Annotated in this window: 20 protein-coding genes, 1 pseudogene and 1 riboswitch; of the genes and pseudogenes, 6 read left to right on the forward strand and 15 right to left on the reverse strand. The window is 42.0% G+C overall.

The window, feature by feature from the left end; all coding sequences use genetic code 11:
- Positions 1-71: 71 nt before the first annotated feature.
- Together DP114_RS14565 and DP114_RS14570 are read right to left on the reverse strand one after the other, a co-directional pair.
- A complete protein-coding gene (locus DP114_RS14565; RefSeq protein WP_216670000.1) occupies positions 72-1,487 on the reverse strand; it encodes a DHA2 family efflux MFS transporter permease subunit in 1,416 nt (471 codons plus the stop codon).
- Positions 1,488-1,617: 130 nt separating this feature from the next.
- Positions 1,618-4,746 (reverse strand): MFS transporter, encoded by a 3,129-nt coding sequence (locus tag DP114_RS14570; RefSeq protein WP_171976433.1) that lies wholly within the window; start codon positions 4,744-4,746, stop codon positions 1,618-1,620.
- A 542-nt stretch (positions 4,747-5,288) separates the two neighbouring features.
- Between DP114_RS14570 and DP114_RS14575 the strand changes: the two genes are divergently transcribed.
- The 5 genes from DP114_RS14575 to DP114_RS36305 all read left to right on the forward strand — a co-directional run bounded on the left by DP114_RS14575 (position 5,289) and on the right by DP114_RS36305 (position 7,244).
- The gene (locus tag DP114_RS14575) at positions 5,289-5,492 is read left to right on the forward strand and encodes a chlorophyll a/b-binding protein (RefSeq protein ID WP_171978198.1); all 204 of its coding nucleotides are present in this window, start codon (positions 5,289-5,291) and stop codon (positions 5,490-5,492) included.
- Between the two features lie 73 nt (positions 5,493-5,565).
- A complete protein-coding gene (locus DP114_RS14580) occupies positions 5,566-5,778 on the forward strand; it encodes a chlorophyll a/b-binding protein (protein ID WP_171976434.1) in 213 nt (70 codons plus the stop codon).
- 73 nt (positions 5,779-5,851) lie between these two features.
- Positions 5,852-6,064 (forward strand): chlorophyll a/b-binding protein, encoded by a 213-nt coding sequence (locus DP114_RS14585; RefSeq protein WP_171976434.1) that lies wholly within the window; start codon positions 5,852-5,854, stop codon positions 6,062-6,064.
- Positions 6,065-6,137: 73 nt separating this feature from the next.
- Entirely contained in the window at positions 6,138-6,350 is a 213-nt protein-coding gene (locus tag DP114_RS14590; protein ID WP_171976434.1) for a chlorophyll a/b-binding protein, read from the forward strand.
- Between the two features lie 681 nt (positions 6,351-7,031).
- Positions 7,032-7,244 carry a transposase gene (locus DP114_RS36305; RefSeq protein ID WP_370469284.1) on the forward strand — a complete coding sequence of 71 codons (213 nt, stop codon included), beginning with the start codon at positions 7,032-7,034 and terminating at the stop codon, positions 7,242-7,244.
- A 448-nt stretch (positions 7,245-7,692) separates the two neighbouring features.
- Here the strand turns inward: DP114_RS36305 and DP114_RS14600 are convergent, their stop codons facing one another.
- The 4 genes from DP114_RS14600 to ntrB all read right to left on the reverse strand — a co-directional run bounded on the left by DP114_RS14600 (position 7,693) and on the right by ntrB (position 11,992).
- Positions 7,693-8,379 (reverse strand): universal stress protein, encoded by a 687-nt coding sequence (locus tag DP114_RS14600; RefSeq protein ID WP_169265228.1) that lies wholly within the window; start codon positions 8,377-8,379, stop codon positions 7,693-7,695.
- 115 nt (positions 8,380-8,494) lie between these two features.
- Positions 8,495-9,331 carry an ABC transporter ATP-binding protein gene (locus tag DP114_RS14605; protein WP_169265229.1) on the reverse strand — a complete coding sequence of 279 codons (837 nt, stop codon included), beginning with the start codon at positions 9,329-9,331 and terminating at the stop codon, positions 8,495-8,497.
- 120 nt (positions 9,332-9,451) lie between these two features.
- A complete protein-coding gene (locus tag DP114_RS14610; RefSeq protein ID WP_169265230.1) occupies positions 9,452-10,864 on the reverse strand; it encodes an ABC transporter substrate-binding protein in 1,413 nt (470 codons plus the stop codon).
- Between the two features lie 276 nt (positions 10,865-11,140).
- Positions 11,141-11,992, reverse strand: coding sequence for a nitrate ABC transporter permease (gene ntrB, locus DP114_RS14615; RefSeq protein ID WP_169265231.1), 852 nt, complete (start codon positions 11,990-11,992; stop codon positions 11,141-11,143).
- Between the two features lie 96 nt (positions 11,993-12,088).
- A riboswitch (cyclic di-AMP (ydaO/yuaA leader) is annotated at positions 12,089-12,280 on the reverse strand.
- Between the two features lie 252 nt (positions 12,281-12,532).
- Here ntrB and DP114_RS14620 point away from each other — a divergent pair.
- Positions 12,533-13,726 (forward strand): sensor histidine kinase, encoded by a 1,194-nt coding sequence (locus tag DP114_RS14620; protein WP_169265232.1) that lies wholly within the window; start codon positions 12,533-12,535, stop codon positions 13,724-13,726.
- Between the two features lie 16 nt (positions 13,727-13,742).
- Here the strand turns inward: DP114_RS14620 and rnc are convergent, their stop codons facing one another.
- The 9 genes and pseudogenes from rnc to rplQ all read right to left on the reverse strand — a co-directional run bounded on the left by rnc (position 13,743) and on the right by rplQ (position 20,661).
- The gene (gene rnc, locus DP114_RS34970) at positions 13,743-14,420 is read right to left on the reverse strand and encodes a ribonuclease III (RefSeq protein WP_246163308.1); all 678 of its coding nucleotides are present in this window, start codon (positions 14,418-14,420) and stop codon (positions 13,743-13,745) included.
- 114 nt (positions 14,421-14,534) lie between these two features.
- Positions 14,535-14,891: pseudogene (locus tag DP114_RS34975) on the reverse strand (Swt1 family HEPN domain-containing protein); the annotation flags it as partial.
- 393 nt (positions 14,892-15,284) lie between these two features.
- On the reverse strand, positions 15,285-16,037 hold the full coding sequence (locus DP114_RS14630) for a phycobilisome rod-core linker polypeptide (protein WP_169265233.1): 753 nt from the start codon (positions 16,035-16,037) through the stop codon (positions 15,285-15,287).
- 826 nt (positions 16,038-16,863) lie between these two features.
- On the reverse strand, positions 16,864-17,964 hold the full coding sequence (gene prfA, locus DP114_RS14635; protein WP_169265234.1) for a peptide chain release factor 1: 1,101 nt from the start codon (positions 17,962-17,964) through the stop codon (positions 16,864-16,866).
- A gap of 104 nt (positions 17,965-18,068) precedes the next feature.
- Positions 18,069-18,308 carry a 50S ribosomal protein L31 gene (gene rpmE / locus DP114_RS14640; RefSeq protein WP_169265235.1) on the reverse strand — a complete coding sequence of 80 codons (240 nt, stop codon included), beginning with the start codon at positions 18,306-18,308 and terminating at the stop codon, positions 18,069-18,071.
- A gap of 171 nt (positions 18,309-18,479) precedes the next feature.
- On the reverse strand, positions 18,480-18,893 hold the full coding sequence (rpsI, locus tag DP114_RS14645) for a 30S ribosomal protein S9 (RefSeq protein WP_169265236.1): 414 nt from the start codon (positions 18,891-18,893) through the stop codon (positions 18,480-18,482).
- The gene (gene rplM / locus DP114_RS14650; RefSeq protein ID WP_169265237.1) at positions 18,893-19,354 is read right to left on the reverse strand and encodes a 50S ribosomal protein L13; all 462 of its coding nucleotides are present in this window, start codon (positions 19,352-19,354) and stop codon (positions 18,893-18,895) included. Before rplM ends, rpsI begins: the two co-directional genes overlap by 1 nt.
- 55 nt (positions 19,355-19,409) lie before the next feature.
- Positions 19,410-20,237 (reverse strand): tRNA pseudouridine(38-40) synthase TruA, encoded by an 828-nt coding sequence (gene truA / locus DP114_RS14655; RefSeq protein ID WP_171976435.1) that lies wholly within the window; start codon positions 20,235-20,237, stop codon positions 19,410-19,412.
- Between the two features lie 73 nt (positions 20,238-20,310).
- On the reverse strand, positions 20,311-20,661 hold the full coding sequence (gene rplQ, locus DP114_RS14660; protein ID WP_169265239.1) for a 50S ribosomal protein L17: 351 nt from the start codon (positions 20,659-20,661) through the stop codon (positions 20,311-20,313).
- Positions 20,662-20,709: the final 48 nt, after the last annotated feature.

Consider the following 20,709-nt stretch of genomic DNA (forward strand, 5'->3'; position numbering starts at 1 on the left):
TTTATACTACATAGTTGCAACTTTACTTTGTTCTAAGTCATTTGTAATGTTACAAAGTGCACCTAGACTTTTTAAGTTTTGACTATAGCCGTCATAACTGCTGAGCCACAAAGAATTAGCGCCGCGAAACGATAGCTTCCAGCAAAGCCCGCAACAACTGCCTCAGGTGGAGCTACAGCGACATCTGTACCTGGAGCCAAATTTGCAATCAATGCTCCAAAAACAGTCCCTATGACACAGACTCCTACGTTAACCCCCAAAGTACGGGATAAAGACAGTAACCCAGACGCAATTCCCAAACGCTCCCGAGGTACTGATCCCATGACAGTACTATCATTAGGCGAGCGGAACAAACCTAACCCAGTGCCAAAGATAAAGTAGCGCAGTATATAGTCTTGTTCAGTAGTTTGAGCATTTAAGGTACTAATAGCCAGACAGCCACCAATCATCACTCCTAACCCAATTAAGCCAATTGAGCGAGAACCAAATTTATCTGAGAGTGTACCTGCTAGTGGGGCAATCAACCCACTGACAACAGGCGACACCGCCAGCAATAACCCCACTTTTGAGGTTGGATAGTGCTTGACTTGCCCTAGAAAGAATGGGGTTATCAGCAGTCCACCAGTCAGGACAATGAATACTAAAGTGCCGTTTAGCAAACCCACACTCAGGCGAGGATTGCTAAACATATCCAACTTTATCAGTGGTTCCTCCAAACGAGCTTCAACTGCTAGAAAACTGACTAGTGCGATCGCCCCAACCAATAGTAACCACAATGCACGACCACTTGTAAAGCCCTCGCTTTGCCCAAAAGTCATACCCAGGGCAAAACTGCTGAGTGTCACCAGCGCTAACAAAGCACCGAGCAAGTCGAAGCGTTGTTTTTCCTGTTTGCGCTCAGTTGTAGGTACCACCCACATCACAAGCAAACTAGCTACTACGCCCAGTGGAACATTAATTAAGAATAGAATACGCCAGTCAAACCACCCCAGAAGCAGTCCGCCTACTGAAGGACCAAGGGCGATACCAAGGGAAACGACACTACCGATAATCCCAACAGCTCGTCCCCGCTGTGAAGAAGGAAAAACTTCTGTAATGATTGCTAAACCAAGTCCAGAGATAAACACACCACCAAGTCCCTGAAGTGCTCGAAAAGCAATCAACCAGTGAATGCTAGATGCAACTCCACACAACAGAGAACTCAAGGTAAACACAATAAGTCCCCCCAAGTAGAGATATTTTTTACCCCATATATCTCCTAGGCGAGTCGCTCCCAAGACTAAGCTGGAACTGATGAGTTGGTAGCCTAACACCGCCCACTGCGCCTCAGGAAAACTGCTTTGAAAATACTGAACTAAGGTAGGCAAAGCCACGTTAATAATGCCTACGTCGAGAGTGGACATGAACACCCCAAGACCGACACCGAGCATTACCAACCATCTTTGGGAGGCAGTTTTCGTCTGGGGTTTTGCTTGCAAGTCTGGCACTCTTGAGGCTCCTTATTCTCTAACTTTACGCTTATTAATTATTTGTATACGTAACATTATCTAGTGCTACGACACAAAAAAGCCTCTCATACGAGAGGCTAAAACAGAGCAGTCAATAAAAAGTATTAAACTACACTAGGAAAAGTACAGCAATTGCTCCTCCTACAGCAGAGAATATTCCGGAAACAAGTGCTGTAGTAAATAGCCACCAAGCGGCTGATGCTGCTGCTTTGCGTGTTTCTTCGGCTTGACGCTGTGCTTGAATTTTCACTTCTTCTAAGCGCCGTTGTGCTTCCTGCTGGATGCGTTCTGCCCGTTGCAGTACGTTATTTCGTGCCCGTTCAACTTGGTCGATAATCCGGTTGGCGTCTTCCTCTGAGATATCCTCACGAGAACTCATAACTGCTACTAAAGTCTCGCGGTTGAAAGAAGAGAGGCGATCGCGCAATGCATCAAACCCTGCTTGTGGGTCATCAAACAATGTGCGAACTTCCCGCTTAATGTCATCGTAATTGAGTTCCTCGCGCTCTAAAGAGTTGAGGTAGTTGCGAATGCGGCCAAAAACTCCATCAACCACATCTTGAATGCCCCGCTGGATATTCCGCACTTGTTCCACGAACTGCTCACGCACTGATATCATCGAATCTGCAATTCGTGCGGCTTCCTCATCACTCAAGTCTTCCCGCAGTTTTAGCAGAGTGATAATAGTGGAACGGTCAAACTGAGATAGGCGATCGCCCAGACTTTCAATTCCCACTTGTGGATCACGCAGCAACAGAGAAAGGTCGCGTTTGATACCTTCTGGGTTAAGTTCGTCTTTGCCACTCCTCCGTAAATACTCTTCCAAATATGTTTGGAAATTTTGTACTGTTTGCTGAGTTCTGGTGGCGAGGCGACGGGGTGTACGCACAATGTCACGAATCGAAGTTTGCATCGAATCGATGACTTGATTAACTTGCTCTTCACTCAAGTCCTGACGTTGACTGAGCAACTGGACTAAGGTATCTCTATCAACCTGTGACAAGCGACGGCGGAGTGCGACAGCACCTTCTCTTGGATTTTGGAACAGTGTATTCAAATCCCGCTGAATTCCTTCAGGATTCAGTTCTTGTTTGCCAGTATTTCGCAGGTAGTCTGCTATTGTTGTGCTTACAGAATCGTACTGCTCCTTAGCTTTATCTGCTACGATTTTTGGTGCATGGCGAATATTACTCCAGTTTTCCTCAACACTGTTGAGGATTTGATTGGCTTGGTCTTCGCTCAAGTCTTGCCGCTGACTTAGTAATTGTACTAAAGTATCACGATCAAAACGAGATAAGCGTGCCTTAATTGCACCCACTCCTGCTTGTGGATCATCTAAAAGTGTTTTCAGATCAGCGCGGATGGCGTCGGGATTGAGTTCGTCTTTACCTGTGTTGCGCAGATAAGATTGTAAATTTATCCACAGTGACTCAGCTTGATACTGCGCTTGTTCTGCAAGTCCTTGGGATTCGACTAAGACTTGATTACGCTGTTCTTCCAACTCCTCAAGGATTGTATCTGCTTCTTCAGGATAAATATCATTGCGCTCTAGCAGAATTTCCCGCATTTCTTGACGGTCAAACTGAGCAAGTCGCCGAGAAAGAGTTTCGTAATCTGCGTCTGAATCTTCCAACAGGGGTTTGAAATCCCGCTGAATCCCTTCTGCTGTTAAGTCTGACTTAGGTGTAACGAGTAGATAGCTTTCGACTCGGCGTTGCAAGTCTTGTACTATTTCTTTTTCTTCCTCTGCAATCACTGCAATTAGCACGTCTTTGCGGGTCAGTTCCAACTGATTTGCAATGCGCTCAATTTCTGCTTGAGTTAGCAGCCCCCTAGTTTTGAGAATACTGACAAAATAACTCCGAGAAAGTCCCTCTAACTCTTGCCGTACTGTTCCAGGATCAGCGGCTGGGTCGTAAAGAACGTCGCGAAATTCTTGGGCAGCTTTTTCAGAACTCAGTTGCCAAGCATATGTGTTGAGTAAGTAGTTTTCTACATCCGTACGAATGGGGCTGTAAGCTTGTTTTGGCACGGGAAGACCCAACTTATCTGCCTGTTCGGTGACTTTATCTTTGGCATTTGTGACAGCACCAAGGATTTTTTCAACATCCAAGTCTGACAAATCAGTTCGCCCCAACACAATACCACTCAATGCGGATACTGCTTGCTGAATTGTCTGCTGAACAGGACCTGGAGTTGTTCCTTTTTGGTCACCTTGTTTTCCAGAACGCATTTCTGCCATCAATTGATCCAGCTTGGCGTTGAGTTCATCATTCTTAGTTTGTCCGGGTGGCAATGATTTGAGATAATTCATCAACTCTGCCAAGCGGTCTTGCTTTGGTTGTTGTTGACCGACTACCTGTTGCCAAACGCCATATAGTGTGTCGGCAATACGGTTGACTTCTCGCTTTGAAAGGTCTGTACGACTACTGATTAAATCAAGAAACTTCTGGCGGTCTATGTTGCTTAAATCTCCACTTCCGGCGATCGCCTTGAGTTGGGGATCATTCAGTAACTTTTCAAATTCACCCCGAATCTTAGATATATCCAGTTCTGGTGGACGGACCATTTCTAAGTAATCTTCTACTTTGTCTCGCAGCGTTCCAGGGTCTACAGCAGTGCCAATTTCCCTACGTACAGCTGCGGCTGCTGCTTCTGCTGTTGCTACTACTTGGTTATTAATAGCTTTGGCTCCCAACGCAGCGGTCGCTGTCCCCATAATCGCCTGTAAGCCTGAGGTTGCTGAGTTGACCAACGAACCAACTAAAGAACCCACTGTGGTTGAACTCACCCACACTAGCAGTAAGAAGTACGCTCCCCAAATCACCAACCCTAGAATTGCTCCCTGCACTGGAGACCAACCTGTAAAAAAACTCAGTCTTACCGCTAAAAAACAAGCAATGGCAAGCGCAATAGTCACAGTGATTACTGTCCACAGTCCAACTGCTGTGCCTATTTTGCGAATAGTTCCGCCTAAACTCCCAACTTCTCCATTCTCTCCATCTGAATCAGATGAACGACCTAAGTAGGAAATACCCGCAGCAACGGAGAGGTTGGTCAGAACTAATTGCAGGGCAAAAGCCAGGATCACACCAGAGATTAAAGCGAAAAAAAAGTGTGGTCCTAATCCAGAAGCATATGTCTGGTTAGCATTTGTTGACTGGTTATCTACTGGCGCTTGTGCCACCCAAAAGAGTGACTTGTACAATGCCAGCATGATGTGCGTACTCTGAAACATCTAACATCCTTCCTATGTAGCTCAAATCAGTGGGGATCAAAAGTTAAGTGATAGTAAATATTGTATCTGTTATAATACCCAACTCCTGAGCTTAGAATGCTGCAATTCTAGTACTTTTGGCATCTCTCCAAAGTTTGAAAGTTTGCTACAGCGTGGGACAGAAGTTTTTCTACTTAATGACTTAATAACTCAAGGAACTAAAGTATCTTTTTTTACTTGCCAGGAAAAATCAAACATCCTACACTTTCTTCTCAAAGTTTTTCTCTTTTGTGTATGATTTTTTCAATTTATTAGAAACGGTTTTGTTTTTCGTGGGCTACCACAAATTGATGAAGTAAAATTCAGTTTTTTGTTGGTGTTGTTACATTTATTTACAAATATTTTTTTTGGCATCCTCTTAAGGTGGATTTTTCCCAGAAAATACTGTTGTGATAATCCTCCACAAGAGGTGCTGATAGTTTGTACCCAATGACAGAAAGCACTAGAGGTATGGATGGCTATATTTAAGTTGAGAAACAAATTCAACTTGAATGAGTAAAAAAATGCAATCTCGTCCTAGCACTGATTTACCACCAATCGCGACAGAATATAACGGCAAAGACCGTAACGCTTTTGTGTTTGGTTTAAACCCCCAAGCCGAACTATGGAATGGTCGTTTGGCAATGATTGGTTTTCTTGCCTATCTAGTTTGGGATTTAGCTGGTTACAGCGTCCTGCGCAATGTTCTCCACTTGATTAGTTACTAGTTATAAGTTTTGGCTAGACGTAGAATTTTACGTCTATTAATCAAATATCAACTTAATTTTAGAGGAAAAAACAATGAAAACTCCTGAAACTCGCCCTTCTACCGATGTAGCAGCTGTTGCTAAAGCTTACAATGGCGTAGACCGTAACGCTTTTGTATTTGGTTTAAACCCCCAAGCGGAACTGTGGAATGGTCGTTTAGCAATGATTGGTTTTCTTGCCTATCTAGTTTGGGACTTGGCTGGCTACAGTGTTCTGCGTGATGTTCTGCACTTCATCGGGTACTAGTCAGAAATTTTGTAGAAACGTAGAATTTTACGTCTATTCATCAAATATCAACTGAATTTTAGAGGAAAAAACGATGAAAACTCCTGAAACTCGCCCTTCTACCGATGTAGCAGCTGTTGCTAAAGCTTACAACGGTGTAGATCGTAACGCATTTGTATTTGGTTTAAACCCCCAAGCGGAACTGTGGAATGGTCGTTTAGCAATGATTGGTTTTCTTGCCTATCTAGTTTGGGACTTGGCTGGCTACAGTGTTCTGCGTGATGTTCTGCACTTCATCGGGTACTAGTCAGAAATTTTGTAGAAACGTAGAATTTTACGTCTATTCATCAAATATCAACTGAATTTTAGAGGAAAAAACGATGAAAACTCCTGAAACTCGCCCTTCTACCGATGTAGCAGCTGTTGCTAAAGCTTACAACGGTGTAGATCGTAACGCATTTGTATTTGGTTTAAACCCCCAAGCGGAACTGTGGAATGGTCGTTTAGCAATGATTGGTTTTCTTGCCTATCTAGTTTGGGACTTGGCTGGCTACAGTGTTCTGCGTGATGTTCTGCACTTCATCGGGTACTAGTCAGAAATTTTGTACAGACGTAGTATCTACAGCAGTCTTAAATCATTCGTGAGAAATAAAGTCTCCGACTTGTTGTGAAAAGTCGGAGACTTTGTTTTTCTATTCTCACAGCTTTTGAACAGATTGGTATAGCTCCGTTTTACATACTCAAATATAGGCAGACTACTACACACGGCTTTAAGCAACTCTACTTTTAGCATTTGCACGCTTGAATAGTAGAGTTATTCGCCGATGCTGTACTACCAGACACCCCTATCCCTCCAGAATTAGTTAGTTAATTTGGGATTACTTTTAGTTTTAGATTAAGCAGAGCTTAATCTTTATGATGATAGTTCAATTAGTCCGCAGGAGTTTTGAATAATTTATTAATAATTTTTATATATAATTAAGAGTCCTTAGCTGGTCTTATCACAATTTTCTGAGACTCGTGAGTAGTTGCCAAAGGCTACTCCCCTCCCACTACAAGATTACCTATAATGATAAGTAGGGTGTATTGTCAAAAAATGTATGGTTACTCGAACTCATCTGTTAAGCGATTGCCTACGGCAGAGCTACGCTTAACGCCTACTGGACTTAGAACGGTGGAAGAGTCTGTATTACAAGCATCAACAGCAATATATACGTCAAAGACTGTTAGCAATTAAATACTTATACGAAGGTAAAATTCAAGAACAAATTGAGATTGAGTTTATTTATACTCCTCCTTATTCTCCGGATTTTAATCTAGCCGAATATATTATTCATCTTTTAAGGCTTGAAGTCTTACATCATCAACCTGTAGATACAACAATACAACTTGTTCAACAAAAACTAGAAAATTTCCTGATGATTAAACATGTTCAAACCCCTGAGCAAATTCAAAATACTATTGAACACATTTACCGCTTAATTTAGGTAATCTTCTGGTGGGAGGGGAGTAAGATGTTTGCTTTTGAGCAATTTATTCTGTTGATACTCAAAAGCTATATCCTCAGAATAGTTAATAAGATTTGTTTATAAATCAGTAGTTGCTTATTACTAATTTTCCTAGTATAGTGATTCTGCTAGTTAAGAATATATATCAATAAGCTTTCTAGCCGAGGTTAATAGACGAATAGCAACCAGCTAACAATTCCACAAAGTAAACGATTTTCTCCTCTGACTTAGCCCAAAAAGATACAAGCTAACAGGAGCATCTACTTCCAACAAACCATAACCGCTGTACAAAAGACGGGTACAGCGGTTTTACTTTATGAATTTGAGTGCGTTTATATTGAAGCTTTACAAAGAAATAGTATTATGGATACGCACTCGTATTCGCTTCGGTTGCTGGGACGGTTATTTAATCGGACATGATATCACATTATCCGAAGGGGACAATATTAGGTATACCTAGTACTGAACAAGGAAAGTTAGAACCAAGCTGTTGAACTATCGGATGATTAACGGAATTACAGCCAAGTAGTAGTAAATTTGCATCTTCTGATTTAACAACTTTCCTAAGTTCCTTGCCTATAGAACCAAAGCGAAGATGAGCTTTAAAAGAACTTCTCCATTCTACAGCGAGAATACTTGCTTGGCGAAGAATACAATCTGCTTGTGTAAATTTATCTATCAAGATTTCTTGGCAATAGCCTGCTTTATCCTGCATTTTTGGTTGAGTTATCACACCTGTGTCAAACGCAAGTGAGGAAAAGCTAGTTGAACAGTGTGGTGGATTTGGTTCCGTAACATGCTGATTGGGAAATTTCTCTATTTGTAAAACATCTTCAGGATGAGTTTTATGATTTTGCTCGATCACATAGACGACTTGAACTGTTACTTGCGCCTTTGTGGCTAAACGTGTTTGATGAGCTATTAATAAGGCAATATCTAAGGCGGTATGACTATTCGGAGAACTGTTATAACCAACGATTAAGTTAATTGATTTTGCTGATTGCTCCTGTGCAGAAAAAGCTGTTTCTGGGACGGAGAGAAGTACCATTTGATCAATTAAATCGTCTCTTGCGATCGCGTTTTGCAGACGCACCAAGATGGGTTTAAGATTCATAACTTTCTAACCACGCTAAAGAAAAATTTACAAAGAAAATAACTCGTTTGTCGTTAGTAACCCGTTATTGCCTAGAGAATGATGAATGGCAAATTATGAATTACAATTTTTTAAACTACTCGTCTTGGGTAAAATACCGATCTAGAAAGTTGAGCGCATAGTTGCGGAGTTCATAGTATTCTTGTGAGTTCCTCATAGCATTGCGATCGCGTGGATGAGGAAACGGTACTTCCAGTATCTCCCCAATATTAGCTGCTGGTCCATTCGTCATCAGAACAATGCGATCTGACATATAAATAGCCTCATCCACATCATGAGTAACCATCATCACTGCTTGTCGGTGATGTTCCCAAATATCTAATACTTGTCGCTGCAATTTTCCGCGAGTTAGTGCATCTAAGGCTCCAAAAGGTTCATCCATCAGCAACATTTTTGGGCGAATTGCCAATGCTCTGGCAATACCCACCCGCTGCTTCATACCACCAGAAATTTCATCAGGATATTTATCTGCTGCTGCTGTTAAATTTACCATTGCCAGGTGTTGGTTCACAATGCTAATTTTTTCCGAACGATTAGCATCTTTTAGCACTTCGTCTACAGCAAGCCGGATATTTTCCCGCACAGTTAACCAAGGTAAGAGCGAATAGTGTTGAAACACCATCATACGCTCTGCTCCTGGTTTATGAATTTCTTTGCCATCTAACCGTACCGAGCCAGAAGTCGCTTTTTCTAATCCTGCTACAATTTTCAAAAGTGTAGATTTTCCGCACCCAGAGTGACCAATTATAGAGATATATTCATCTTCGGCTATTGTTAAATTAACGTTATCTAAAACAACAAATCGATTGCCATCAGGTGTTGGATATGATTTATATAGATTTTCAATTTCTAAAAATCCAGTGTGCGGTACAGGCTTATCATAAGCATCTTTCGAGAAAAAGGTAGATTTCATTTAACACTCCTATAAGACTCTATTTATGAATTATTTAAAAATGACATGAGTTCTTTGTAAATAACAACGGACTAATTGCAAAGTACAGTCAATACAATCTAATTGATCTAACTCAATTGATTAAGACAGAAAAAAAGATTTAGGAGCGTTAGCTCTTATTTGAAAACTCTTAAGATACCCCACTGGATCACTGGGGTCAAAAGCTTTTTTGTCGATAAATAGTTCAGCTTGCTCTACCTTGTAATCTTCTTTTGGACATTCAATTCCCATTTCAGCAGCAATTTCTCGATATAAGTCAGTTCGCCAACCTTTACGCGCTACTTCTTCAGCATTTTTGGGAATTTCTTTAATTTGTCCCCAGCGAGCCGACTGAGTCATTAGCCAAAGACTCTGAGATTGCCAGAGAAATGTTGAATGGTCATTTGGTGTTTTAACAAGATTAGCAGGTTTTTCAAAGAAAATTGTTGTTTCAGGAGCTTTCCAAACTCGTTTTTTATCATCAAAACCACCATAATTGTAGTTACCGACAATAGCCGCTTCTGTTAATTTGAGTTTTGCTCCCGTATACGATTTACTCGTGAGAATTTTAGCGACTTCCTCCCGGTTTTTTGTGTCACTACAATACCGACAAGCTTCTATCATTGCTTTAACCAAAGAGCGATAAGTTTTGGGATTATCTTTGATGAAAGACTCCATGACACCTAAAAGTCTATCTGGGTGTCCTTGCCAAATTTCTCTCCCTTGAGCGAAGGTGAAGCCAATTCCTTCATTACCAGTAATTGCTCGTGAATTCCACGGTTCAGCCACCATGTAGCCTTGCATCGCCCCAATTCTCATATTCACCACCATCTGTGGAGGCGGGACAATGATAATGCGAAATTCTTCATCAGGAGCAACTCCAGCGGCTGCTGCTAAGTAGCGGACAAAGTATTCATAAATAGCCGAACTCAGCACCACAGCCCAAACTCGTTTTTCAGCTGGTAATTTTTCAAAATAATTGCGAAAATCTCGTCCAAACTCTTCTAAATTGCCGTTATAGTCTCGCCAAGGACGCACCCCAGACTCCCACATTGCTTTATTCATCGTCATCGCATTACCATGACGATGAATTGTCATCGCTGCACACAGGGGGGCATGACGTGCGCCTTCTGCACCAGTTCTGGCGTTGATCACTGCACCACTCACAACTGGTGAAGCATCAAGGCGTCCAAAAATAATACCATCACGAGACGTCGCCCAGCTTGCTTCACGGCTGAGGGTGACGTTTAAACCATACTTGCGGAAAAACCCTTTCTCCCAGGCTATAGCAAAGGGGGCGCAGTCATTCACCGGTACGTATCCCACTGTAATATTAGGTTTTTCTAGTGTCTTGGGATCTACGACTGGTTCCACCGCCGACGCCGCTTGTGACAGTCCTTTAGGGGCACGATTAGCATTAATGGCACAAGAAGAAAGTCCAGTTGCAAATGCTGTAGCGCCTAGCCCTGTGATAAAGTCTCGTCGCTTCCAGTTATTTGTGTTATCGTCGCTCATGAACAACCTCCTGCGGCGAAATGACTCAGAATATTAACTAGGGACAAAAGTTCTTGTTTGGACTGTCAGATATTTGATTCGTGTATACAAATAGCAGGTAGGCTGCTTGTTATACAGTCAGCTTGTTCTTGAAATTTTAAATAGCTTATCTGTCTGACCCCACACAATTCATTAGCTATTGAAAAAGGTCAGATTTCATCAAAGGTAATAATATGGTGGTGCGATAATGCAGTGGAACGCACCATATATAATCAATGACTGACCGCTGATGAAAACCTAATTTGAAGTTACCGGGCGACGAGTGACAAAAGCTTGTATTCTGCCTATGGCATAATCAAGCAACAGTCCTGTTAAGCCAATCACTAGAACAGCAAGAAAAACGGAATTGAGGTTCAAGCGACTCCACTCATCCCAGACAAAAAAGCCAATTCCAACACCACCTGTGAGCATTTCTACTGCAACGATAACTAACCAGGCAATGCCTATACTAATTCGTAAACCTGTAAAAATGTATGGTAAACTTGCAGGCCAAATGATTTTTGTAATTCTTCGCCAAGCGGGCATTTCTAGAACTCGTGCTACATCTATATAGTCTTTGGAAACACTGGAAACTCCCAAAGCAGTGTTAATAATTGTTGGCCACAGAGAAGTAATGAAAATCACAAAGATTGCCGATGGATCTGCCAAATTAAAGATTGCTAGAGCAATAGGAAGCCATGCTAGAGGTGATACTGGCTTGAAGATTTGGATAACGGGATTGAGAATCATCATTGCCGTTCTTGACATCCCGATGAGAAAACCAACAGGAATAGCTACTAAAGCACCTAGAGTAAAACCTAATAAAACCCGACGAATACTCGCGATTAATAGCCAGCCAATACCTAAGTTACCTGGTCCTCTTTGAAAAAATGGGTTCAGGATGTAATCTAAATTTGCTGCTAATGCTTCAGGTGGCGTGGGCATTAACTCATGATTGGCAAGGGCAATAATCCACCAGACAACAATAACGCCCAAAAAACCAACCAAAGGTAGCAAGAAAGCGTCCCGTACAATAACGGGTTTAGCGCGTTTCCAAGCTGTTCGACTAGCAACCGCCAAAATGGCAGCTACGTTTAGTTGTAACACCATTGATGACCTCAACAGACTTCACGCAGGTACAATTAGTCCGAGCAGTACCAGCCAAGGATACTGATGAGATCACAACATTACAATCATGCTGTCTCTTCAGTCTCCTCTCATTGCCTACGAAGTTAGCTGACGGGCTAGGGTTGAGAGATACCCCTCTGATAGAAGGAAAAAACAACAAGTGAAAAGATACATCTACTGTTTGTTTCTTCTAGTAAGATACGCCCCATACTTTGGTTCCTCCGCTCCAACTTATGCAATGCAATTCATTGGATTAGGCTGACTTACTCTGATTTATGATAAATGTAACACCAGCAAACAATGGCGTCAAGCAACCCTAGGATATACTTTTTTTGGCTAGAAAACAAGTATTCTTAGAAAGGAAATTCATTTATTTTTAGATGAATAAAGATGATTTGGATATTATGTATTTTTATTTCTAATTATTACATCTTTTTAGTAAAGACAATGTAATACTCCTATGCTTAGGATGTAGATCATAGAATGATTTACTCTATTTGTATGTCTATCCACCCATAAGTGATGAAAGATTTTAGTCAATTGCTGCGGGATCAAACTCAGAGGATTATGAAACAATGGGTGGAAGCTGTTCGTCGGGATAAAAAGATTTTCAGCACCAATCATCTAAGCCGTACAGCTATTGAAAATCATCTTGATCATGTCCTCTTGGCTCTAGCAACTGTGCTTTCTCAATATCAAGATGATGAAGTTCAATCCCTAGTTCAAGCAAGTTTAGAGCATGGGATTCTTAGGGCTGAACAAGGTTTCGATGCAGCAGAAATTGCACTAGAGTATCGGCTTTTGCGTAACACCATATTTGTCACTTTAGAACCGGAATTCCTGAAAGCATCAGCAAAAGAAGTGATGCGAGCCGTGCATTTGATTGATATGGTGTTAGATGAAGCAATAGCCTATTGTTTCCAAAGTTACACAGAACAGCGATTAACAGAACTAGAGCAGCTGCACAATCAGTTAACCCTTAATAATCAGGAATTAACTCGCTTAGTGCGAGCAAATCAAGATAATTTATCGTATCTCGCGCACGAACTCAAAAACCCATTAACTTCGATTATTGGTTACTCAGATTTGTTTTTGCGCTTACAACGCCAAAAATCAGAGGAAAAAAATTCCTTTAGCCATCTAGAACACATTGACCGCGTGTTACGCAGTGGGAGACAATTAATTCACCTGATTAACGATGCACTGGAGATTTCTCGCTATGATGCAGGGCAGATGAAACTCGAACCAGAACCAACTCAGGTGTATGAATTAATTATAAATGTCTACGAAATGCTGGAGCCTTTGGCTACTCAAAAAAAATTACAAATTGTTATTGATTGCAACCGTGCTCCTGACGAAGTTGTAACAGACCCGTTACGATTACAGCAAATTGTAACAAATCTTGTTAGTAATGCGATTCGCTACACAGAGTCAGGAACGGTAAAAATCAAGTGTGAAACTTTAGACATTAGCAAGTGGAGTGTTGCAGTTTCAGATACTGGAATTGGAATTGAGCCAGAAGATCAAGTACAGATTTTTCAACCTTACTTTCGCATTGGTTCTGGTAGTAAATCCTTCCTTCCCAATAGTACCGGCTTGGGCTTGGCAATCGTTTCACGGCTGATAAAACTGTTGCAAGGTGAAATTAGCTTAGTCTCCCAAATAGGAGTAGGTTCTACTTTCACTGTGACTTTACCGTTAAAAGTAGAAGTGTGAGGTGTATATCTGACATTTACTTTGATTTTTCTAGCCTAGCTAGCGCGTTCTCAGCTGCAGCCTTCTCAGCATCTTTCTTACTGCGCCCTTTACCTTGTCCATACTCTTTCTCTCCCACAACTACTTTAGCTACAAACTCTGGAGCATGAGAAGAACCACCTACTTGAACTGTGACATACTTGGGTGGTATTTGAGTGATATTGCGTTGCACCCATTCTTGAAAGCGATTTTTAGAGTCTACATTTGAGCGAAACTCCACAATACTCTCAGGAACAGAGTCAAACAACGGTTCCACAACAGCACGTACTGCTTCACTATCATAATTGTTGTCTAAGTAGTAAGCGGCGATGACTGCTTCAAAAGTACTGCTGAGTAAATTAGGATTTTGGTAACCTCCTTCTAAAGTTGCACCTTTACCTAACCGCATTCTGCGATCTAAACCAACCTCAATTGCAAATTTTGCTAGTTGCTTTTCATCAACCAGTGCAGAACGCCGACGAGTTAACTCATCTTCTCCCTTTTCTGGGTAACGACGATAAAGGTATTCGCCACTTAAATAAGTCAGCAAAGCATCACCAAGAAACTCCAGACGTTCGTTGTGTTCACCTTCTTGCGGGTTTTCATGGACATAGGAACGGTGTGTCAGCGCACGGATTAAAAGAGAAGTATTCTGAAAGTTTTGGTGTTTGACAATGTCAGCCAATTTCTCTGTGTTGGAGTCTTTTTCGGCTTGTTTAGAAAAAAGTCTTTTTAAGACTTTTTGCAAGTCAAGTTCTACAATACTTGTTTCTGGTGCAGAGATAGCTTTCAGGAGTCGAGCGATCGTGTCTAAAGTGCGATAAGTGTCTTCAGTTGAAAAATGATATTGATCCGCCCAACTGTTAGTAACTTCCATGAGTTCACTCACTAAAGCTCCCTCAGCGTAACCTAAATTTTTGCTGAATACCTGATTCCACTGTCCAATAATGACTTTTAATAAAGTAAAAACATCATTACCTAGAATCTCTTCTGGGCTAAGCTTTATGGATGAGTTATCAGACATAGATGATGAGATAATTCTTAGCCAGCGCTCACCATAAACTTTTTGCATCTCCCTTTTTACATAAGGGTACAATCCTTGATTTAAAAGAGTTAAACTTTTGCTAACTTGTTCGTGGTTGGTCACAGCGATCTATGTATTTCAAGTAGTATTTTTCAGGAGATTTCTTGAATTTATCTTCTTTAATTTTTATAATTTAGTGCTGTAAAAAAGTTTAATAATTATGAATACATTGATAGGACTTACGCATGAGTTCCGAATGAACTTGACTATCAGATTGCGCACTCCTCGTCGCAACGGGTGCAACTACCTTATTGTTGCGTAAGTCCTGATTGATAATATTGCCGCTTCTTCAAAAAAATAATGAGCCGAAAAATGATCTAGAGCAAATAAGGAGCCAGATTTAAGAACTCAAGATTCAGAAATACATTTTCTAAACCCTAGCACCTGAATTCTGACTCCTCTATTTTGGAAGATTGCAGTCACGTTGTATCGTGGTTGCTAAATGACCAGCCGTAATTACCGGCGGCGATAAGGCACTGCTTTCTCGTAATCAATGTTATAAGGCGAGATCCGTTGCGGAGGATTACCTGTTGGATTAATACTCTGAGCCATTGATGCAAACAGAGCTGGATCACCGGCTTTAGCCTGCTTGTCGGGTGGAGTGTAGCGACGTACAATGGTTTGCCAGATTATTTGGGGGAAGCCGAGTTGCGCACGATGGTATTCATCGTAACGCGGAGACTTGATGTTGAATGGCAATTGGCTGGCTCCTGAGGGCAGAACCCGACGACGTTGGTAGGGAACAATGCTGTCACCAAAGTTCTCTAAGTATTCGTCGCTGTTGAGCAGATCATTGATGAAGCCAGCCCGACCTTTGGTTGCTACCACGATTGACCAAGCAATTTTTTCCCGTTCGCTGTAAACATCACGTCCCAAAATCCGTTGAACACAATGCTCAACAAAGCGGTAGTTGCTGTTGAGGTTATAGAAGCTACCAGTGAAGGTTTTGGACAAGCACAATCCACGAATAAACTCACGGACGGTAATCTGTCCACTGCGGAGCTGCGACTCCAAAAAACGCTCCCGATCAGAGGCAAAAGCATGGAAAAATATCTGACGGTAGGCTGCCTCGATTAAGTTATCTAGGTCAGTCGCAGAAAGTAAATTGTCAGTGGAGAAGATTCTAGGCTGTTCATCACCCGGAATTTCGTAGCCAGTAACACGATTATTTTGACTTAAAGGCGCATACTCTAGCAGAGGAATAGCCACGTTTAATAACTTCCTTCTCACTAAACTTTACAAGTTTTCCTCATCATAAGGGTAAAGTGACCTAAAGTTTTCAGGAATATGATAAAACATTACACTCCTTAATATTTAGATGAAAGCCTTATAATTAAATGCTTTCATCTCATGGAGATGACATCACTTTGGCACGTTTTGTTTGGGTGCATCTCGATTTTGATGAGTATCAAAGATGCTGCAAGCTGTTCAAAGTTCAAAAGCTTCTCGCTCAGAAGCATCTTAGCTTCTAAATACAGAATGCCACAAGTTGGTACATGAAACAAAGAATTAACATGGTCTCTAACCCGCAAATAATAAAAAGTTCATTCTGTGCAACAAGTGTTGATGGTTAAATAACAAAGTTTTCCTATGTGACTTTATTGGCTACAAATTGTCAAAACAGCATATGCATGGGGAGTTTGAAGCGTATATTTATTGTATTATATATTACGATAAATAGAGTATATCTGCTGCATTGCTTGGTTTATACACTAAAGCTATTGTATCTGGCTCAAACCAGAAGCGCTATAAATACGGTTCCAATGTAATGTCGAGTATATTGCTTGATATATTGATTCCAAACAACGCATTAGAAAACCGCTTGTTGTGTTGCTTTATGTAAGACACAAAAGCGGTTTTTCATGATATTTAAAAGGCCGTAGCTAGTTATTAATGCAGCACTTACGCACTCAAAAGCCGAAACCCCGATTCCCGCTTCAAAAGGAGGGAATCTTAAAAGCCCCCATTTTAACTCTGTTGAAGGATCTCTTGTGCATAAGTTCTATAATGGAAAAAAAACTAGCAACCCTAAATATTAACTATTAGCACCGGAAGCAGCGAGTTCTGCTAAGCGTTCTTGTTGATCTTGAGAAATACAAGCTTGAATAATGTGTTCAAGTTCCCCTTCTAGAACTGCGTTGAGCGAATAGTTTTGATTTAAGCGGTGGTCGGTGGCGCGGTTATCTTTGTAGTTATAAGTGCGAATCTTTTCAGAACGTGATCCTGTACCGACTTGCGATCGCCGCATAGAAGTCACAGCTTCTTGTTGTTCTCGCAACTTCATCTCATACAGTTTTGCCCGCAGGATCTGCATTGCCCGTTCTTTGTTCTGCAATTGGCTGCGTTCTTCCGTACAGAAAATCCGGATACCAGTGGGTTTGTGGAACAAGTCAGCGGCTGTTTCCACTTTGTTGACGTTTTGTCCACCAGCACCACCAGAACGAGCTGTGCTCATTTCAATATCCTTCGGATCAATGTGGATTTCTACATCATCCACCTCTGGCATTATCGCCACAGTTGCTGTTGAGGTGTGAACCCGTCCCCCAGCTTCAGTGACTGGTACACGCTGCACGCGATGCACTCCAGCTTCAAACTTTAGCTTGCTGTATACGCTATCGCCTTGAATTTCCAAAATGGCTTCTTTAAAGCCGCCCATTTCCGCCAAGGACTCACTGACTAACTTCACACGCCAACTTTGGCTGTCAGCATACTTTGAGTACAAACGTACTAAATCACCAGCCCAAATGCTTGCTTCATCACCACCAGTACCCGCACGAATTTCCAACATGATGTTTTTATCATCATTAGGATCACGGGGTAGTAGCAAAATCTTCAAACGATTTTCTAACTGTTCTATTTTTTGCTCAAGTTCTTCAACTTCCAGGGCTGCCATTTCTTGCAGTTCTGGATCACTTTGAGATTCTTTGAGCACCTGACGCGCCCCTACGAATTCTTCCTGGGCGTTTTTCCAGGTTTCGTAGGTATCTACCACTTCTTCCAAAGAAGAGCGTGCCTTTGCGATTTTTTGATACTCATCAGGGTTTTTGGCAGTATCGGGGTCGGCAAGGCGACGAGTCAATTCATGAAAAGTTTGTTCAACGGATTTTAGTTTCTCCAGCAGGTATGTTTCAGCCATGACGGATACAGTCACTCCTTAAAAATAGCAAATTTGCTTGAGCATTAAATACAACAATCGACCCAGCTGATGCAGGGTCGTTGTTAACAGCTAAAGCCAAGCCGCTACTTTTTCCTTCTTCCGCCTTTGGATTGACCTTCCATCATGCCATATTTACGCAGGAAGCGTTCTACGCGACCTTCGCTGTCAATTATCTTCTGAGTACCTGTATAAAAGGGGTGGTTTCCAGACCAAACATCTACGTGCAATTCTGGCTTAGTAGAGCCAACAGTCATCACAAGTTGACCGTTACAGTAAACTTTTGCATCTGGATACCACTGGGGATGAATCTCTGGTTTCGCCATTTTTCTTTCCGTGGTCTATCTATACCAATTATAACTTTCAGGTTTTCAGGGGTTGTAGAACTTTGGATTTTAGATTTTTTTGATGATCATAGCAACCGCTGATCAAGGCTGGTGCACGCTAACTCACAAACATTTATCTGCGTCAAGGGTGCAGGAAAAATCCAAAATTGCTTAACGCTTAGAGTACTGAGGTGCTTTACGAGCTTTGTGCAAACCGTATTTTTTGCGCTCTTTTGCTCGTGGATCACGAGTCAGGTAGCCTTCGATTTTTAAAGGCGGACGGTTTTCTGGATCGAGTTGGCAAAGCGCACGAGCAACTCCCAAACGAACTGCATCTGATTGTCCAGTTAAACCGCCACCCTCAGCTTTGACAAGAATGTCGTATTCGTTTTCCAAGCCAAGAGTTTCTAGAGGTGCTTTGGCTAGGGAAATGTAGTTTGGGTTGAATTGGAAGTAAAGGTCTCCTGGTTTGCCATTGACAATCATTTGTCCAGTACCGGGAACCAAGCGAACCCGCGCGATCGCCGATTTACGACGACCTGTACCCCAATACATAGCACGACCGCTATTATCTGCTGCTTGCATTAATTTTCTACTCCTGGAATGGTCTGAATTTGTAACTCTTTTGGTTGTTGTGCTGCATGGGGATGAGTTGGTCCAGCGTAAACTTTTAGCTTAGTAAACAACTGACGTCCCAAGCTATTTTTTGGTAGCATACCTTTGATGGCATGTTCCACAATTCTTTCTGGCAAACGTTGTTGTAGCTTGTCAAAGGTTTCGGTCTTCATTCCACCAGGACGACCGGAATGACGACGGTAAAGCTTTTGTGTGCGTTTTTTACCTGTCACTTCTATTTTCTCAGCATTGACAACGATGACGAAATCACCTGTGTCCATGTGAGGGGTATAGTGGGGTTTATTTTTCCCTCTGAGAACCATAGCGATTTCGCTTGCTAAGCGACCGAGGCGTTGGTTAGTAGCGTCTATGACGTACCAATCATGCTCCATAGTTTTCTGAGGAGGAAGATATGTTTTGTCTGTTGTCATTTGTCTTTAGTCCTTTGTCTTTAGTCCTTTGTCTTTAGTCCTTTGTCTTTAGTCCTTATTGACCAAAGATTAATTTGGGTTGGGTCTCAAACCAAATCTCTGGGGGAAACGGGAAATCAGGATAGCCGACTCGCAACAAGCATAACCCGTGAGCAGGTGCGGCATATTTCACTTCTTGACGTCGTTGATCTTTCCAAACGTCGGTGAAACTAGTTAGGGTGAGTTGTCTGCAACCAACTTGTACCAACATTCCTACTAATAGCCGCACCATACCATACAAAAATCCATCAGCCTGAATTTCAATATAAAGAAATGGTCCAGTGCGATAACACTCTGCTGCTTGTACTTCTACCCAAGAATGCTGGCGTGCTGAGTTTGCTCGACGAAAAGCAGCTAGGTGATGCTTTCCAATCAAAGGTTCCAGTGCTGCTTGAATGAGAGATTCATCCAAAGGTTCGTGATAATAATGCCAACTAAAAGCGCTGGCAAACAAGTTCGGTAACTTTTCAGTATAGAACGTGTAACGATACCGTCGATAAATAGCACTAAAGCGAGCGTGCCAATTGTGATTTACTTGTGCGGAGGCTCGAATTAGTATATCTTTGGGCAAATAGCTGTTAAGAATGTTTGCCCATTTGTAAGCTGGTATCGGACTTGTGACATTAAAATGTGCCACTTGAGCAGCAGCGTGAACTCCAGCATCAGTTCGCCCTGCGCCGTACAGCGTGACTGGATGACCTAGGATATGAGAAAGAGCTGTTTCTATCTCTTCTTGGACAGTGCGTTGTTGCGGTTGGCGTTGCCAGCCATGAAAATGAGTGCCCAGGTATTGAATGACCAGGGCGACTCGACAAGTTTGTGTAGGCTGGTGGCTACTTAACATAAAATCAACTTGAGGCGGAAGTTAGAAGGATAAAATTTTCATCTGATCCTTCAGCATAAGTGCCTTCATCTGTTTAGACGAGTTCGATGATTGCCATCTTAGAATTATCACCCCGACGTGGTACGGTATGCAGGATACGGGTGTAACCTCCTTGGCGATCGCTATACCGTGTGGGAACTTGCTCAAACAGAGCATGAACCAGTTGTTTGTCGTATATATAACCGAGGGCTTGACGGCGTGCTGCTAAAGAACCCTCTTTCGCAAGAGTAATCATTTTGTCCACTTCAGAGCGTACTACCTTAGCTCGGGCTAAAGTGGTAGTAATTCGTCCATGACGAATTAATTCAGTGGTGAGCGCTCGCAACAGAGCGCGACGTTGGTCAGCTGGTTTGCTGAGTTTTTTGACTCCACAACGGTGACGCATAATCTTTGTGTTAGTTGTTAGTTGGTAGTTGGTAGTTATTAGTTGGTA

It is taken from the genome of Brasilonema sennae CENA114, from assembly GCF_006968745.1.
Classification (GTDB): domain Bacteria; phylum Cyanobacteriota; class Cyanobacteriia; order Cyanobacteriales; family Nostocaceae; genus Brasilonema; species Brasilonema sennae.

Bases quoted from the DNA above. Each gene is read 5' to 3' on its own strand.
- DP114_RS14610 (WP_169265230.1), bottom strand. From the start codon at position 10,864: ATGAGCGACGATAACACAAATAACTGGAAGCGACGAGACTTTATCACA.
- rplM (WP_169265237.1), bottom strand. From the start codon at position 19,354: ATGACAACAGACAAAACATATCTTCCTCCTCAGAAAACTATGGAGCAT.
- DP114_RS14570 (WP_171976433.1), bottom strand. From the start codon at position 4,746: ATGTTTCAGAGTACGCACATCATGCTGGCATTGTACAAGTCACTCTTT.
- rplQ (WP_169265239.1), bottom strand. From the start codon at position 20,661: ATGCGTCACCGTTGTGGAGTCAAAAAACTCAGCAAACCAGCTGACCAA.
- DP114_RS14585 (WP_171976434.1), top strand. From the start codon at position 5,852: ATGAAAACTCCTGAAACTCGCCCTTCTACCGATGTAGCAGCTGTTGCT.
- DP114_RS14600 (WP_169265228.1), bottom strand. From the start codon at position 8,379: ATGAATCTTAAACCCATCTTGGTGCGTCTGCAAAACGCGATCGCAAGA.
- DP114_RS14590 (WP_171976434.1), top strand. From the start codon at position 6,138: ATGAAAACTCCTGAAACTCGCCCTTCTACCGATGTAGCAGCTGTTGCT.
- rpsI (WP_169265236.1), bottom strand. From the start codon at position 18,893: ATGCAAGCAGCAGATAATAGCGGTCGTGCTATGTATTGGGGTACAGGT.
- DP114_RS14620 (WP_169265232.1), top strand. From the start codon at position 12,533: ATGAAAGATTTTAGTCAATTGCTGCGGGATCAAACTCAGAGGATTATG.
- truA (WP_171976435.1), bottom strand. From the start codon at position 20,237: ATGTTAAGTAGCCACCAGCCTACACAAACTTGTCGAGTCGCCCTGGTC.
- rpmE (WP_169265235.1), bottom strand. From the start codon at position 18,308: ATGGCGAAACCAGAGATTCATCCCCAGTGGTATCCAGATGCAAAAGTT.
- DP114_RS14605 (WP_169265229.1), bottom strand. From the start codon at position 9,331: ATGAAATCTACCTTTTTCTCGAAAGATGCTTATGATAAGCCTGTACCG.
- DP114_RS14575 (WP_171978198.1), top strand. From the start codon at position 5,289: ATGCAATCTCGTCCTAGCACTGATTTACCACCAATCGCGACAGAATAT.
- ntrB (WP_169265231.1), bottom strand. From the start codon at position 11,992: ATGGTGTTACAACTAAACGTAGCTGCCATTTTGGCGGTTGCTAGTCGA.
- DP114_RS14580 (WP_171976434.1), top strand. From the start codon at position 5,566: ATGAAAACTCCTGAAACTCGCCCTTCTACCGATGTAGCAGCTGTTGCT.
- prfA (WP_169265234.1), bottom strand. From the start codon at position 17,964: ATGGCTGAAACATACCTGCTGGAGAAACTAAAATCCGTTGAACAAACT.